Origin of the sequence: Pseudomonas sp. GM_Psu_1, assembly GCF_026544185.1 — a bacterium.
In the GTDB taxonomy this organism is placed as follows: Bacteria; Pseudomonadota; Gammaproteobacteria; order Pseudomonadales; family Pseudomonadaceae; genus Chryseomonas; species Chryseomonas oryzihabitans.
In genome coordinates, this window is the sequence record NZ_JALNUX010000005.1 from 90527 (window position 1) to 104990 (window position 14464).

Sequence of the window (14464 nt, forward strand, 5' to 3'; positions counted from 1 at the left end):
ACACTCGGCGCATAACAACGGAGAATCGCCCCATGAAAATCGTCATCGCTCCCGATTCCTTCAAGGAAAGCCTGTCCGCCGCCGGTGTCGCCAGCGCCCTGGCCCGCGGCCTGCGCCAGGCCCTACCCGAGGCTGAGGTCATCGAGTGCCCCCTGGGGGACGGCGGCGAAGGCACCCTGGATGCCGTACTCGCCGCGACGGGCGGCGAGGTGCGCGAGGCGCGGGTGACCGCTCCCCTGGGCGAACTCGTGACCGCCCGCTGGGGCTGGCTGGCCGAGCAGCGCACCGCCTTCGTCGAGATGGCCAGCGCCAGCGGTCTGGAACTGGTACCCAGGGCCCGCCGCGACGTGCGGGTCGCCACCTCCCACGGGACCGGCGAGCTCCTGCGCGCCGCCCTGGATGCCGGCGCCGAGCGCCTGGTGCTGGCCATCGGCGGCAGCGCCACCAACGACGGCGGCGCGGGCGTGCTCCAGGCCCTGGGCGTCCGGCTGCTGGACGGGCAGGGCCAAGCGCTGGCACCGGGCGGTGCGGCGCTGGCCTCCCTGGCCAGCCTGGACCTGACGGACCTGCATCCGCGCCTGGCGGCGGTGGAGGTGGTCATCGCCGCCGACGTCGACAATCCGCTCTGTGGTCCCCAGGGAGCCAGCCAGATCTTCGGGCCGCAGAAGGGCGCCTCCCCCGAGCAGGTGCGGGAGCTGGACGCGGCCCTGGCGCATTTCGCCACGGTCACCGCGGCGACCCTGGGCCGTGATGTCAGCGAGCAGCCGGGTGCCGGCGCCGCCGGTGGGGTCGGCTTTGCCGCCCTGGCTTTTCTCCAGGCCACCTTTCGCCCCGGCATCGAGGTGGTCGCGGAACTGGTAGGTCTGGAAGAAGCCCTGCAGGGCGCCGATCTGGCAGTGACCGGGGAAGGGCGGCTGGACGGCCAGACCCTGAGGGGCAAGACCCCGGCGGGCGTCCTGCGCCTGGCCCAGCGCCACGGCGTGCCGGTGGTGGCCGTGGCCGGCTCGCTGGGCGAAGGCTACGACGCCCTCTATCAACAGGGCCTCGCCGCTGCCTTCAGTCTGGTACCGGGCCCGCTCAGCCTGGAAGAGGCCCTGGCCCAGGCCGAGGGGCTGCTGGAACGCACCGCTCGCGATATCGGTCGGCTGTGGCAGGCGGCGAAAGACTAGCCCCAGACGGATAGGAGGTGGCTGGTCGGGCTGCGGGATTTACCTCATGCTGGGCGTCCCGCTCCCGACCGATTACCGCCATGACCTCGTCTGCGCTCCTGCGTACCGGCCTGCTGGCCGCGGCTCTGCTGCTGGTGCCTGCCGTCCAGGCGGCCATTCCCAGTCTCAAACCGGCCAACACCTGCGTGCGCAGCGCCTTCGTGTTGCGTTGCCAGGACGGGCAGGGGGGTTGGTACGGGGTGGCGGTCCAGGGCAACGACACCCTGATGCGGGGTTACGATCCGGTTTCGGGTCTGTCATGGGCGCAGACCAGCACCCGCCTGGGGCGGCTGCAGTTCTTCAGCGGCCTGACCAGCGACGGCAATCTCTGGCTGGGCCGCACCCGGCAGCTGGGCTGGAACGTCATCAGTCGCTTCTCCACGTCCCAGGGCGACCGCGCCCGTACTAGTTGCAACCGCGTAGCGGGATGCGAGTGGCGTTGACCGGCGAGTCGTCGGAAAGCGCCCCGCAGATCCTGCCAGCAGGCGCCGATTTGCGCAGGAATCTGCCTGATCATCCCTGCTGTAGAGCATCCCAGCGGGCGCGAACTCCCTAAGCTTGAGGCATCACCCCTCACCCAGGCGCTGGAGTTCGCGACACATGACGTACAAGCCGAAATTCATCAGCTTCGACTGCTATGGCACGCTCATCAACTTCGAAATGGGACCCACCGCGAAGCGGCTGTTCGCGGATCGTGTGCCGAGCGAGCGGATGCCAGCCTTCCTCGACAGTTTTCGTTTCTATCGCCTCGATGAAGTCCTGGGCGATTGGAAGCCCTTTTTCGAGGTAGTGGAAAACGCCATTCAGCGCGCCTGCGCCAAGCACGGCGTGGACTATCGCGCGACCGATGCGCTGGCTCTGTACCAGGCCGTGCCCACCTGGCAGCCGCATCCGCATGTCGTCGAGACGCTCAAGGCCATCGCCCCGCAGGTACCGCTGGTGATCCTGTCGAACTCCATGGTCGATCTGATTCCCGCCAGCGTCGCCCACCTGCAGGCGGATTTTCACGCGGTCTACACGGCGGAAGAGGCGCGCGCCTACAAGCCGAGGGCGCAGGTATTCGAGTACATGTTCGAGCAGCTGGGCTGCGGGCCGCAGGACATGATGCATGTCTCTTCGAGCTTCCGTTACGACCTGATGACGGCTGCGGATCTGGGCTTCATGGCCAGGGCCTTCATCGACCGCGGGCATGAGCCGGCCTGCGACGGCTATGGCGTCGAGCGCCTGACCGATATCCGCCAACTTCCGGGGCTGCTCGGTCTGCCAGGCCTCGCCGAGACCGCCTCGCCGAGGCAGGGATGATGGTCGCCACCGCACAGCCAGGCGTCTCGGCGACCATGGAGACGCCACCACCGACCCTCGCGCCGGACGAGGTGCAGCAGCTCGTTCGGCGTCTCTACGGTATCGATGGCCGGGTCGACCTGCTGTTGGGTGAGCGGGATCAGAATTGCCGTGTGGAGACGGCGGCGGGCGAGCGCTACGTGGTCAAGATCAGCAATCCGTCCGAATCCCTGGCGGTGGTGGATTTTCAGATCGCCGCGCTCGACCATATTTGCTGCGTGGCGCCCAGCCTTCCGGTACCTCGGGTGGTGCGGACGCTGGGAGGGCAGACGCACGCTACCCTGGTGCTCCCGGACGGATCGGCGACCTCTGTGCGGATGCTGACCTATCTCGACGGTGTGCAGGTCCGCGATACCCGCCGTACCGCTACCCAGCGCCGAGCGATGGGCACCTTCCTGGCCGAATTGAACCTCGCCTTGCGCGACTTCGAGCACCCGTCCGCGACCCACGATCTGCTGTGGAACGTTGCCACAGCCCATCGCCTGGCGGCCAAGGTCGATAGCATCGAAGAAGGCCCGCGCCGCGCCCTGGTCAGGACGTTCATGGCGCGTTTCAACCGGCACGTGCTGCCGCTGTTGCCACATCTGAGGGCCCAGGTCATCCACAACGACTACCACCTCTACAACGTGCTGGCCGCGCCCCAGGACCACGAGCGCATCGTCGGAGTCATAGACTTCGGCGACATGCTGCATGCGCCCCTGGTGGGCGAGGTCGCCACCGCCGCGGCCTTCCACATGAGCGGCCTTGCCGGGAGTGGCCCTGCCATGAGTGGCCCTGCCGATCCACTCCTGGGCCCCGCGCAATTCCTCGGCGCCTATCACGCCACGCTGCCGCTCGACGAAAGCGAGCAGGAGATCGTTGCCGACCTCATGGCGACGCGTCATCTGATCACCGTGCTGATCTCGGAATGGCGGGCCAGGCGCTACCCGGAAAACTACGACTACATCATGCGCCACAACGCGGCCTCGTGGGAGGCACTGACCTTGCTGGCCGATCTGTCTCGAGATCAGGCACGCGAGCTGTTACTTACCGACGTATGCACAGGACCACGCCATGAACAGCACCCCTGACCTCAACATGGTCAACGCCTACATACCGGGCCGCGTCAAACTGAACGCCGCGACGGCGGCCCTGATCGAACGGCGCGACGCCCTGCTCGGGCCGGCCTATCGGCTGATGTACGAGCATCCCCTGCATATCGTGCGGGGCGAGGGCGCCTGGCTGATCGATCCGGAGGGCCGCCGCTATCTGGACGCCTACAACAATGTCGCCTCGCTCGGCCATTGCCACCCCGCGGTGACCGAGGCGATCTGCCGGCAGGTGCAGACCCTCGCCACCAATACCCGTTATCTGCACGACACCATTCTCGAACTGGCCGAGCGCCTGCTCGCCACCGTGCCCGAGACCGAGCTGGCGCACCTCATGCTCACCTGCACCGGGAGCGAGGCAAACGACGTCGCCTATCGGATCGCCCAGGTGCGCACGGGGGGCACGGGCGTGATCGTCACCGAGACCGCCTATCACGGCTTCACCGATGCGGTCGCGAAGTTCTCGCCGTCGCTGGGCGCCACGGTGGACCTCGGCGCCCACGTGCGGCTGGTACCGGCGCCACGCGCCTACCATGCCGGCGCGGTGGATGTCGCTGAGCGCTTCACCCGCGACGTCGAAGCGGCGATTCGCGACCTGCAACGCCACGGCATCAAGCCGGCGGCGCTGATCGTGGACTCGATCTTTACCAGCGATGGCATCCTGCCCGAGCCGGCGGGTCTGCTGAAGGGCGCGGTCGAGGCGATCAAGCGGGCCGGTGGTATCTTCATCGCCGACGAAGTCCAGCCGGGCTTTGGCAGGACCGGCGAGCACCTGTGGGGCTTCCAGCGCCACGGTGTGATCCCGGATATCGTCACCCTGGGCAAGCCGATGGGCAACGGACAACCGGTCGCCGGGCTGCTGGCCACGGCGGACGTCCTCGCCGAGTTTGGTAGGAACTCCCGGTATTTCAATACCTTCGGGGGCAATAACGTGTCCTGCGCCGCCGCCTTGGCGGTGCTCGACACGATCGAGAAGGAACGCCTGGTGCAGCATGCCGCCGAGGTGGGCACGCTCCTGCGGGAGGGTATCGCGGCGCTCGCCCACCGGCACGCGGCCATCGGCGATGTGCGGGGGGTAGGCATGTTCGTCGGCGTGGAGCTCGTGTCCGATCGGCTGACCCGAGAGCCGGATCGAGCGCTGACGACCCGGGTGGTCAATCTGATGCGCGACAAGGGTGTCCTGCTCAGCGGCTGCGCCATGGGCCACAACGTGCTGAAGATTCGCCCCCCCTTGGTGCTCACCGCGGAACAGGCCGGCCTGGTGATAGAGACGCTCGACGCGGCGCTGACCGAAGCGCACTCTGCAGTTCCCCGCGTCTAGCGCTCACCGTTCAAGGCAGACCCATGCACCCTCCGGCGTCCCTCGATGCGTTCGATATCAAGATTCTCGTGTATCTGCAACGCGAGGGACGCTGTTCGAATGTCGAGCTTTCTTCCGCGATATCGCTGAGCGAAAGTCCCTGCCTGCTTCGCACCAAGCGACTGCAGGAGACCGGGGTGATCCGCGGCTATCACGCCGATATCGCCCTGGAGAAGGTGGGCAGTCATGTCATCGTCTTTTCCGAGGTCACCCTCAGCAGCCATCGACCTGCCGACTTTCGCACCTTTGAAGACGGAATCACCCGGTATCAGGAGATCGTCGAGTGCCACAACGTGAGTGGCGGCTACGACTATCTGCTCAAGATCGTGGTGCCGAGCATCAACTGGTTGCAGGCCCTGATGGATCGACTGCTGGAGGACAATATCGGTATCGAGAAATTTGCCAGCCGCATCGTCCTGCGCCAGCCCCTTCGCCAAGGCGGCTATCCACTGGAAACCCTCGTCAATGAGCGGCCCAGCTGGGCGGATGAAGGACGCTAGCCAGCGTCTGGAACCCTGGCCTGACGGTGCGGACGGCTGTGTCGTGAGGGCGCCTGCGTGGCTGGACGGGTAAGGGGATGGTCGCCGATTTCGCCCGGCAGAGCGGTCAGGCGGCCGCGCCGCCTGCCGCGGGGATACCGCCCGCGCGAGGCCGCGGTCGCTCAGCCCAGCGCCTGAGTCAGCAGCGCGAATTGATCCAGGCCATCGCGGGACAGCGGCGCCTTGCCCCGGGCCATCTGCTCGACCTCATCGACCTGGGGAACGCCGATTTCGCTCAGCCAGGGATTGAGACCGCTGCGGGCCGTCACGTCGAATCTCACGTAGCGTCCTTCGGCGTGGCGCAGCAGGGCGAGGATCAGCGCCTTGGCCTGTTCGGTGGATTCGGCGATCACCGGGCCGACCGACAGGCCGCGGCCGTAGGGGCGCAGCAGGGCGAAGCCGCGCAACTGGCCCTCCTGCTCAAAGCCGACGATGCGCTCGGCCTGGGGCAGCAATTCCTGCAGCAGGGCGCTGCGGTCCAGGCCGGTAGCCGCCTGGGCCAGGGTCTTCAGCTGCGGCGCAGCTGCCGGACTCAGCTCGCGGATCTGGTCTTCCAGTGGCTGACGTTCAGCCATGGCCGGCAGACTCGCCACCTGGTGCTGATAGATGCGCTCATAGGAATCGAAGCCCTGGCTGCGGTAGAGCGGGGCGCCGCGCAGGGTGGCGACCAGCAGGGGCGTGCGGTTGCCGGCCAGTTGCAGCAGGCCGTCCATGAGGCGGCGGCCATGGCCCTGGCCCTGGTGGCTGTCGGCGACGATCACCAGGCCGATGGTGGCGAAGTCGCCCTGGGGCACGCAGAACCCGGTGCCGAACACGCCCTGGTCGTCTTCCAGCACCAGGCCTTCGCCGGTGTGGAACAGGCACTGCCAGTCTTCCGGGCGATGGGGCCAGTGCAGCGCCTGGGACAGCTGGTGGGCGGGGGCGAGGTCGGTTTCGCGCAGGGGTCTTAGGGTGGCGTGGGACACGGCAGGGCTCCGATTCGGGTCTGGCTGATTCAGGCGTCAGCCTAACAAGCCGCGACGGCAGATTCGGTTGCCGAGGGGTGGACGCGCCACTGCGCGGCGCCGAAGGCCCCTGCCAGTTCGGCAAAAGATGGCGACCCGCGCGCCTAGCATGGGGCCAAGCCCACAGCCCTAGCGGAGCGCGCCATGGCCTCGTTCGACCCCAGAGCAATAGCGGTTCGTTGTGCCCATTTCAGCGGGGGGCGCATCTGCGACGCCCGCGCCGAACTGGAGGTGTTCCGGCCTTCCGATGGCGGTTTCCAGAGCGGTCTGCCGTGCGCCTCGGCCGACCTGGTGGACGAGGTGGTGGAGGGCACCTGGCGCGCCTGGAAGGCCAGCGACTGGGCCAGCCGGCCGCCGCGCGAGCGGGCGCGGGTGATGCGCCGCTGGGCCGATCTGGTCGAAGCCGACGGCGAGATCCTCGGCCCGCTGGAAGCGGTGGGTTCGACCCGTCCGCTGCGCGAGGTGCTGGCCTGGGACATCCCCTATGTGGCCGAGGGCATCCGCTTCTTCGCCGAATTCGCCGACAAGCACGGCGGCGACGTGGCGGCCACCGCCACCAGTCACCTGGGACTGCAGATCACCGAGCCCTATGGCGTGGTGGGCGCCGTCGCGCCCTGGAATTTCCCCCTGAGCATGGCCGGCTGGAAGATGGCGCCGGCGCTCGCCGCCGGCAATGCCGTGGTGATCAAACCGTCGGAACTGACGCCTTTCTCCATTCTGCGTCTGGCCGAATTGGCCGTCCTGGCGGGGCTGCCGGCCGGCATCCTCAGCGTGGTCCAGGGCGATGGTCGGACCACCGGCGACGCCCTGTGCCGCCATCCGCGCATCGGCAAGGTCACCTTTACCGGCTCCACCGGAACCGGCACCGCCATCATGACCGCCTGCGCCGAGAGCGGGCCCAAGCCGGTGACCCTGGAGCTGGGCGGCAAGAGTCCGCAACTGGTGTTCGCCGATGCCCCGGATCTGGCCCGTACCGCCCGCAGCGTGGCCGCCGCCATCACCGGCAACGCCGGCCAGGTGTGCGTTTCGGGGTCGCGGCTGCTGGTGCAACGGGCCGCCCTGGAGCCGATGCTGGAGGGCATCCAGGCGGCCTTCGCCGCCTTGCGCCCGGGGCCGACCTGGTCGGCGGAGGCCACCCTGGCGCCGATCATTTCCCACCGCCAGGGCCAGCGCATCCAGGACATCGTCTCGCGCAGTCGGGCGGCCGGCGCGGAGATCCTGGTTGGTGGTGCCCTGGAGGAGGGCATGGGCGGCGCCTACTATCAGCCGACGCTGATCACCGGGGTCGAGGCGGACAATCCCGCGGTGCGCGAAGAGATCTTTGGCCCGGTGCTGACCGTGCAGGTATTCGACGACGAAGCCGAGGCCCTGGCGCTGGCCGACCACCCCACCTACGGCCTGGCCGCCGGGGTGCACACCGCCGATCTCGGCCGGGCGTTGCGCCTGACGCGGGCGCTGGAAGCCGGTACCGTCTGGGTCAATCGCTATGGCCGCAGCCACGACTGGATCATTCCCACCGGCGGCTACAAGCGCTCCGGCATCGGCAAGGACCTGGGCCGCGCCGCCTATGAGGCGACCCTGCGCAGCAAGAGCGTACTGATCGATCTGGAGCACTCCTGAGGCGTGGCCGAAAAGTCGCTGAGCGATGGTCAGGCAAGGCAAAAATCAGCGAGGAAGCGGAGTTTACGAATGGTAAATGAGCATTCCGAGATGATTTTTAACGCAGCATGGCCGAGCGCAGGCACTTTTCGGCCAAAGCCTGAGGTCGCCGCAAACAATGCTGGGCCCTACCGCCAAAACGGTTTTTTCTGTCTCCCGCGGCGCCTGAAAGCGGACAACTGTCAGGCCCGCCGGTGCTGTAATGCTTGCCAGGGACGCCACTGGCGCCCCGGCCTCTCACTCACGACCCCTGTCAAAGGACTCTTGCCATGACCGCCTTTCGGCCCAAGTACATCACCTTCGACTGCTACGGCACCCTGACCCGTTTCCGCATGTCCGACATGGCCCGCGAGATGTTCGCCGACCGCATTCCGGCCGAGGCGATGGACCAGTTCTGCAAGGACTTCAACGGCTATCGCTTCGACGAGGTGCTGGGCGCCTGGAAACCCTATTCGGAAGTGCTGTACTCGGCGGTAGAGCGTACCTGCAAGCGCTGGGGCATCTCCTTCACCGACGCCGAGGCCAATGCCTACTACGAGGCGGTGCCGAGCTGGGGGCCGCATCCGGACGTGACCGCGGGCCTGGCCAAGATCGCCGATAAGATCCCGCTGGTGATCTATTCCAACGCCGCCGACGAGCAGATCATGTCCAACGTAGACAAGCTGGGCGTGCCCTTCCACCGGGTCTTCACCGCCGAGCAGGGCCAGGCCTACAAGCCGCGCCTGCAGGCCTTCGAATACATGCTGGACAACCTCGGCTGCGGCCCGGAAGACGTGCTGCACGTGTCGTCGAGCTTTCGCTACGACCTCATTCCGGCCGACTACATGAACATCAAGAACAAGGTGTTCGTGAATCGCGGCCATGAGCCGAGCACGCCGTTCTACCGCAACACCGAGATCAAGGACATCGGCGGCCTGGCCGCGGTCGTCGGTCTCGAATAACCCCTGAGCTGCCGGAGCGCCCGCCCATGAGTCTTGGCCCAGCATCGTCCGATTCCTACTGGCTCGCGACCGCGCCGGGCTTTACCGGGGCCACCCTGGGGCCGGTGGCGGGCGAGGTGGATGTCGCCATCATCGGCGGCGGCTTCACCGGGCTCTCCGCGGCCGTCGCCCTGCGCCGGCGCGGTGCCAGCGTGGCGGTGCTGGAGGCCGGTCGGGTGATCGGCGAAGCCTCCGGGCGCAACGGCGGCCACTGCAACACCGGCGTCGCCCAGGACTACGCGGCCCTGCACGCCAGCCTGGGCGCCGAAAAGGCCCGGGCCTTCTACCAGGCCTATGCCGATGCGGTGGCCAGCGTGGAGGCGGTGATCGCCGAAGAAGGCATCGCCTGCGACTTCCACAAGGCCGGCAAGCTCAAACTGGCGGCCAAGCCGCAGCACTACGACAACCTCGCGCGTACCTGCGAACTGATCCGCCAGGAGGTGGATCCGCAGGTCGAATTGCTCAGCGCGGCCCAGGTGCGGGTCGAGGTGGCGTCAGATGATTTCCATGGGGGGCTGCTGCAGCACAACGGTGCCCAGATGCACATGGGGCGCTTCGGCGTAGGGCTGGCCGATGCGGCGGTGCGACGGGGCGCCCAGGTATACGAGGGCGCGGCGGTGAGCGATCTGCAGCGCCTGCCCGATGGCAGCTTTCGGGTGATCAGCGCCAAGGGCGAGTTGCGCGCCCGCCAGGTGCTGGTGGCCACGGGCAACGCCAGCGTCGGCCCCTTCCAGTGGTTTCGCCGCCGCATCGCCTCGGTGGGCAGCTTCATCATCGCCACGGCGCCGCTGCCCAAGGCGCAGCTGGACGAACTGCTGCCCAATCGGCGCACCTATGTCACCAGCCGCATCATCGGCAACTATTTCCGCACCACGCCAGATCACCGGCTGATCTTTGGCGGGCGGGCGCGTTTCGCCCTGTCCGATCCGCGCCAGGACGCCAAGAGCGGCGCCGTGCTGCGCAACGCCCTGGGCCAGCTGTTTCCCAGCCTGGCCCAGACGCCCATCGACTATTGCTGGGGCGGCCTGGTGGACATGACCGCCGACCGCCTGCCCCGCGCCGGCGAGCAGGATGGCCTGTTCTACGCCATGGGCTACAGCGGCCACGGGGTGCAGATGTCGGTGCACATGGGCCGGGTGATGGCCGAGGTGCTGGAAGGGCGCAGCCAGGCCAATCCCTGGCGGGTGCTGGATTGGCCGGCCATTCCTGGGCATTTCGGCAAGCCGTGGTTTCTGCCGCTGGTAGGGCTGTATTACCGGGTCCAGGATCGCCTGCACTAGCCGTCGCTCCCGCAACCGCCCGCCCAGGCCCTGCCACGCGCAGTGCCTGCGCGGGCGGTTTTGCGTTTCCGCAGCCCGGCGGGCGCTGACCGGCGGCGCTGCGCAGAACCTGCTGCCACCGCAGGTTTTTCATAGCCATCCAGTCTCCCGTCGCGGTCCGCACCGCGCTCCGCCACCCCAAGCGAAACGCCGCGCCAGCGCGCCAAAGACGGGCATGGCGGGCCCTGATGCGCCGTCGCGACGCACACCGCAAACAATGCTGAGCGGCTTGGTCAAAACGGTCTTTTCTGTCTCGCCGCAGGGGCAATTCGACGGTAATCGGCGAGGGGCCGGTGCTGTAATGAACCAGGCCGCATGACAAGGCGGCCAAGAGGACAGCGCCGTGCGCCCGGGGAGGGGTGTACGGACTGGTGACCGAGCCCCCAACGAGCGAGCCGACATGACCGAGAAAAAGACTGGAAGTCCCCTGATAGGAGCTGCTGAAAGCGTTCGGGCCTTCGAGGCCCTGCATCGGGGGCTGTCGCGGCGCGATGCGCTGCGCCTGCTGGGCGCCGCCGGGTTGCTGGCGACCGGGGTGGGTAGTCTGCTCGGCCGTGACGGCCAGGCGTTCGCCGCAGAAGATGCGGTCACTGGCACCCCGCGCCGTGGCGGTCGGGTGCGCGCCGCAGCGGCCGGGTCGTCCACCGCCGATACGCTCGATCCGGCCCGCGGCGCTTTCTCGGGCGACTATGCCCGGCAATACTTCTTCTACAACGGCCTGACCGTCTTCGACAGCCACCTCGAACCCCAGATGGCGCTGGCCACCAGTTTCGATACCCAGGACGCCCTGACCTGGACGATCAAGCTGCGCCAGGGTGTGCAATTCCACAACGGCAAGACCTTCGACAGCGCCGACGTCGTCTACTCGCTGCTGCGCCACAAGGACCCGGCGGTGGGTTCCAAGGTCAAGGCCCTGGCCGACCAGTTCGCCGAGGTCACCGCGGTGGCCCCCGACGAGGTGCGCATCCGCCTGGTGTCGCCGAACTCCGAGCTGCCCGCGGTGCTGGCCATCTCGCCGTTCCTGATCATCGCCGACGGCACCAAGGATTTTTCCACCGCCAACGGCACCGGACCCTTCAAGGTCAAGGAATTCAAGCCGGGCGTGCGCACCGTGGGCGTGCGCAACGAAAACTACTGGAAGTCCGGCAAGCCCTATCTGGACGAGATCGAGCTGATCGGCATCGGCGACGAGCCCTCGCGGGTCAACGCCCTGCTGGCCGGCGACGTCCAGCTCACCGTGTCGGTGGATCCGCGCTCCGCCGAACGTCTCAAGCAGAGCGGCAAGCTCAAGGTGGTGGCCAACACCTCGGGTGGCTACACCGACCTGATCATGCGCATTCCCAACCGGCCGTTCAACGATCCCAACGTGGTCGAGGGCATGAAGCTGCTGTTCGACCGCGAGCAGATCCTCAAGTCGGTGTTCCTCGGCTACGGCACCATCGGCAACGACCAGCCGATCATGCCGGGCACACCCTATTACGCGGCGGATCTGCCCCAGCGGCCCTACGATCCGGACAAGGCCAAGTTCCTCTTCCAGAAGGCCGGCATCGCCGGCGCACGGATGCCGCTGGTGACCTCCACCGCCGCCGACAACGCCAACGAGATGGCCCTGGTGCTGCAGCAGTCGGCGCGCCAGGCCGGCCTCAACCTGATGGTCAATCGGGTCAGCGCCGACGGCTACTGGGACAACCACTGGATGAAGGACCCGCTGGGCTTCGGCAACATCAACGCCCGGCCCACCGCCAACATCCTGCTGTCGCAATTCTTCAAGTCCGATGCGCCCTGGAACGAATCCGGCTGGAAGAACGAACAGTTCGACCAGTTGCTGGTGGCCTCCCGCGGCGAGACGGATGTCGCCAAGCGCAAGCAGATGTACGCCGACATGCAGCTGCTGATCCACCAGCACAGCGGCATCGGCCTGCCGATCTTCACCAGCTCCATCGATGCCCATTCGCCCAAGCTTGGTGGCTACGGAATCATCCCCATCGGTGGCTTCATGGGTTACATGTTCGCCGAGCACGTCTGGCTGGAGGCCTGACGCTCGTTGCCTCACGGCGAGTCGCTCCGCAGTGACCGGCTCGCCGCTCCACGCTCAAGCAGGAGGTGGCTTTGGACCTTTCCGTCTTTTCCCTCATCGCCAGACGCCTCGGGGGCGGGTTGCTGACCCTGCTCATCGTCTCGTTGCTGGTGTTCTTCGTCTCCGCGCTGTTGCCGGGCGATGCCGCGCAGCAGGCGCTGGGCCAGTTCGCGCTGCCCGAGCAGGTTGCCGCGCTGCGGGCCCAGATGGGCCTCGACCAGCCGGCGCTGCTGCGCTACGTCCACTGGCTGAGCGGCCTCCTGCACGGTGATCTCGGCCAGTCGCTGGCCAGCCAGATGCCCATCTCCACCATGATCGGCGATCGATTGGGCGGCTCCCTGATGCTGGCCGGGGTCACCGCCCTGGTGTCGGTACCCCTGGCGCTGGGTCTGGGCATCGTCTCGGCGATGAACGCCGGCGGTCGCCTGGACCGCGCCCTCAACGTCTTTACCCTGGGCATCGTCGCGGTGCCGGAATTCCTGGTGGCGACCCTGGCGGTGCTGGTCTTCGCCGTGCACCTGCAGTGGACCTCGGCGCTGACCTTCGCCCATGACATCGACGGCCCCCTGGACTTCCTGCGCGCCTATGCGCTGCCGGTGGGCACCCTGTGCTGCGTGATCGTCGCGCAGATGGCGCGGATGACCCGCGCCGCCCTGGTGGAGCAGCTGCAGAGTCCCTATGTGGAGATGGCCCGGCTCAAGGGCGTCGGTCCGGTGCGCGCCGTCCTGCGCCATGCCTTGCCCAATGCCGTGGGGCCCATCGCCAATTCCATCGCCCTGAGTCTTTCCTACCTGATGGGCGGGGTGGTGATCGTCGAGACCATCTTCAACTACCCGGGCATCGCCCAGCTGATGGTGGACGGCGTCGCCAGTCGCGACCTGCCGCTGATCCAGGCCTGCGCCATGCTGTTCTGCTGCGCCTACCTGGTGCTCATGACCCTGGCGGACCTCTGCGCCATCCTGTCCAATCCGAGGCTGAGAACGCTATGACCCGACCCGTGATTCCCGTACGTGCCGCGTCCGTCGTGCCGGTGGATGGCAAGACGCTCGACGCCCAGCTGTCACCGCCGCGGACCCGTCGGCGCAGCCGCTGGTCCCTGACCGGCATCATCGGCGGCGTCCTGGTGGCCTTCTGGCTGTTCATCGCGCTGTTCGGCGTCTGGCTGGCGCCCTATGACCCGGGCGCCCTGGGCGACAGCGCGGTGCTGGCCAGCTATAGCCCTGCGCACCTGCTGGGCACCGACTACCTGGGCCGCGACGTGCTCAGTCGCATCCTCGACGGCGCCCGCTTCACCGTGGGGCTGGCGCTGGTGGCGGCGGTGCTGGCCTGCGTCCTGGGTACCGGCCTCGGTCTGCTGGCGGCGCTGTCCGGACGCTGGGTGGACGAGCCGCTGTCGCGGCTGATCGATGCGCTGATCTCGCTGCCGAGCAAGATGCTGGCGCTGGTGATGGTCTCGGCCTTCGGCTCCTCGGTGCCGCTGCTGATCGTCATGGCGGTGGTGGGCTATGCCCCCGGCTGCTATCGCATCGCCCGCAGTCTGGCGATGAACCTCACCGAGCTGGAGTACGTCCAGGTCGCCCGCACCCGCGGCGAAGGCCGGCTGTACATCGCCCTGCGCGAGATGCTGCCCAACATGCGCCTGCCGCTGCTCACCGACCTGGGCCTGAGATTCGTCTACATCGTGCTGCTCCTCAGCGGCATGAGCTTTCTCGGCCTCGGCGTGCAACCGCCGAACGCCGACCTCGGCTCCCTGGTGCGGGAAAACATCGGCGGTCTGGCCGACGGCGCTCCGGCGGTGCTGATGCCGGCGCTGGCCATCGGCACCCTGACCGTGGGCGTCAACCTGCTCATCGACCGTTTCGGCGCGCGGCGCCGGGGAGGGCGCTGAG

General features: G+C 67.7%; 13 protein-coding genes and 1 pseudogene. 13 read left to right on the forward strand and 1 reads right to left on the reverse strand.

The features are described from left to right. Positions 1-32 precede the first annotated feature (32 nt). The 7 genes and pseudogenes from OXS31_RS10000 to OXS31_RS10030 all read left to right on the forward strand — a co-directional run bounded on the left by OXS31_RS10000 (position 33) and on the right by OXS31_RS10030 (position 5497). Positions 33-1169 (forward strand): glycerate kinase, encoded by a 1137-nt coding sequence (locus OXS31_RS10000; RefSeq protein ID WP_267398831.1) that lies wholly within the window; start codon positions 33-35, stop codon positions 1167-1169. Positions 1170-1249: 80 nt separating this feature from the next. Beyond that, entirely contained in the window at positions 1250-1651 is a 402-nt protein-coding gene (locus OXS31_RS10005; RefSeq protein WP_027599272.1) for a hypothetical protein, read from the forward strand. A gap of 157 nt (positions 1652-1808) precedes the next feature. Further along, positions 1809-2510 (forward strand): haloacid dehalogenase type II, encoded by a 702-nt coding sequence (locus OXS31_RS10010; RefSeq protein WP_074583639.1) that lies wholly within the window; start codon positions 1809-1811, stop codon positions 2508-2510. Then, positions 2507-3619, forward strand: coding sequence for a phosphotransferase (locus OXS31_RS10015; RefSeq protein WP_267398834.1), 1113 nt, complete (start codon positions 2507-2509; stop codon positions 3617-3619). The genes OXS31_RS10010 and OXS31_RS10015 overlap by 4 nt, the downstream gene beginning before the upstream one ends. Beyond that, positions 3603-4958, forward strand: coding sequence for an aspartate aminotransferase family protein (locus tag OXS31_RS10020; protein WP_145247514.1), 1356 nt, complete (start codon positions 3603-3605; stop codon positions 4956-4958). Before OXS31_RS10015 ends, OXS31_RS10020 begins: the two co-directional genes overlap by 17 nt. A gap of 23 nt (positions 4959-4981) precedes the next feature. Next, a pseudogene (locus OXS31_RS23430) lies at positions 4982-5131 on the forward strand (AsnC family transcriptional regulator); the annotation flags it as partial. Positions 5132-5134: 3 nt separating this feature from the next. Then, entirely contained in the window at positions 5135-5497 is a 363-nt protein-coding gene (locus OXS31_RS10030) for an Lrp/AsnC family transcriptional regulator (protein ID WP_267399115.1), read from the forward strand. A gap of 161 nt (positions 5498-5658) precedes the next feature. Here the strand turns inward: OXS31_RS10030 and OXS31_RS10035 are convergent, their stop codons facing one another. Continuing rightward, on the reverse strand, positions 5659-6501 hold the full coding sequence (locus OXS31_RS10035) for a GNAT family N-acetyltransferase (protein ID WP_267398835.1): 843 nt from the start codon (positions 6499-6501) through the stop codon (positions 5659-5661). 183 nt (positions 6502-6684) lie between these two features. Between OXS31_RS10035 and OXS31_RS10040 the strand changes: the two genes are divergently transcribed. From OXS31_RS10040 to OXS31_RS10065, 6 genes are all read left to right on the forward strand, one after another. Continuing rightward, positions 6685-8160 (forward strand): aldehyde dehydrogenase family protein, encoded by a 1476-nt coding sequence (locus tag OXS31_RS10040; RefSeq protein WP_267398836.1) that lies wholly within the window; start codon positions 6685-6687, stop codon positions 8158-8160. A 308-nt stretch (positions 8161-8468) separates the two neighbouring features. Further along, entirely contained in the window at positions 8469-9140 is a 672-nt protein-coding gene (locus OXS31_RS10045) for a haloacid dehalogenase type II (protein WP_027599278.1), read from the forward strand. 26 nt (positions 9141-9166) lie between these two features. Next, positions 9167-10459 carry an FAD-binding oxidoreductase gene (locus OXS31_RS10050; protein WP_267398837.1) on the forward strand — a complete coding sequence of 431 codons (1293 nt, stop codon included), beginning with the start codon at positions 9167-9169 and terminating at the stop codon, positions 10457-10459. A 439-nt stretch (positions 10460-10898) separates the two neighbouring features. Next, the gene (locus OXS31_RS10055) at positions 10899-12536 is read left to right on the forward strand and encodes an ABC transporter substrate-binding protein (RefSeq protein ID WP_115945743.1); all 1638 of its coding nucleotides are present in this window, start codon (positions 10899-10901) and stop codon (positions 12534-12536) included. A 71-nt stretch (positions 12537-12607) separates the two neighbouring features. After that, a complete protein-coding gene (locus OXS31_RS10060; RefSeq protein WP_027602371.1) occupies positions 12608-13564 on the forward strand; it encodes an ABC transporter permease in 957 nt (318 codons plus the stop codon). Continuing rightward, positions 13561-14463 carry an ABC transporter permease gene (locus OXS31_RS10065; RefSeq protein ID WP_074583644.1) on the forward strand — a complete coding sequence of 301 codons (903 nt, stop codon included), beginning with the start codon at positions 13561-13563 and terminating at the stop codon, positions 14461-14463. The genes OXS31_RS10060 and OXS31_RS10065 overlap by 4 nt, the downstream gene beginning before the upstream one ends. Position 14464 lies beyond the last annotated feature (1 nt).

Bases quoted from the DNA above. Each gene is read 5' to 3' on its own strand.
- OXS31_RS10005 (WP_027599272.1), top strand. From the start codon at position 1,250: ATGACCTCGTCTGCGCTCCTGCGTACCGGCCTGCTGGCCGCGGCTCTG.
- OXS31_RS10065 (WP_074583644.1), top strand. From the start codon at position 13,561: ATGACCCGACCCGTGATTCCCGTACGTGCCGCGTCCGTCGTGCCGGTG.
- OXS31_RS10010 (WP_074583639.1), top strand. From the start codon at position 1,809: ATGACGTACAAGCCGAAATTCATCAGCTTCGACTGCTATGGCACGCTC.
- OXS31_RS10055 (WP_115945743.1), top strand. From the start codon at position 10,899: ATGACCGAGAAAAAGACTGGAAGTCCCCTGATAGGAGCTGCTGAAAGC.
- OXS31_RS10015 (WP_267398834.1), top strand. From the start codon at position 2,507: ATGATGGTCGCCACCGCACAGCCAGGCGTCTCGGCGACCATGGAGACG.
- OXS31_RS10000 (WP_267398831.1), top strand. From the start codon at position 33: ATGAAAATCGTCATCGCTCCCGATTCCTTCAAGGAAAGCCTGTCCGCC.
- OXS31_RS10040 (WP_267398836.1), top strand. From the start codon at position 6,685: ATGGCCTCGTTCGACCCCAGAGCAATAGCGGTTCGTTGTGCCCATTTC.
- OXS31_RS10050 (WP_267398837.1), top strand. From the start codon at position 9,167: ATGAGTCTTGGCCCAGCATCGTCCGATTCCTACTGGCTCGCGACCGCG.
- OXS31_RS10045 (WP_027599278.1), top strand. From the start codon at position 8,469: ATGACCGCCTTTCGGCCCAAGTACATCACCTTCGACTGCTACGGCACC.
- OXS31_RS10020 (WP_145247514.1), top strand. From the start codon at position 3,603: ATGAACAGCACCCCTGACCTCAACATGGTCAACGCCTACATACCGGGC.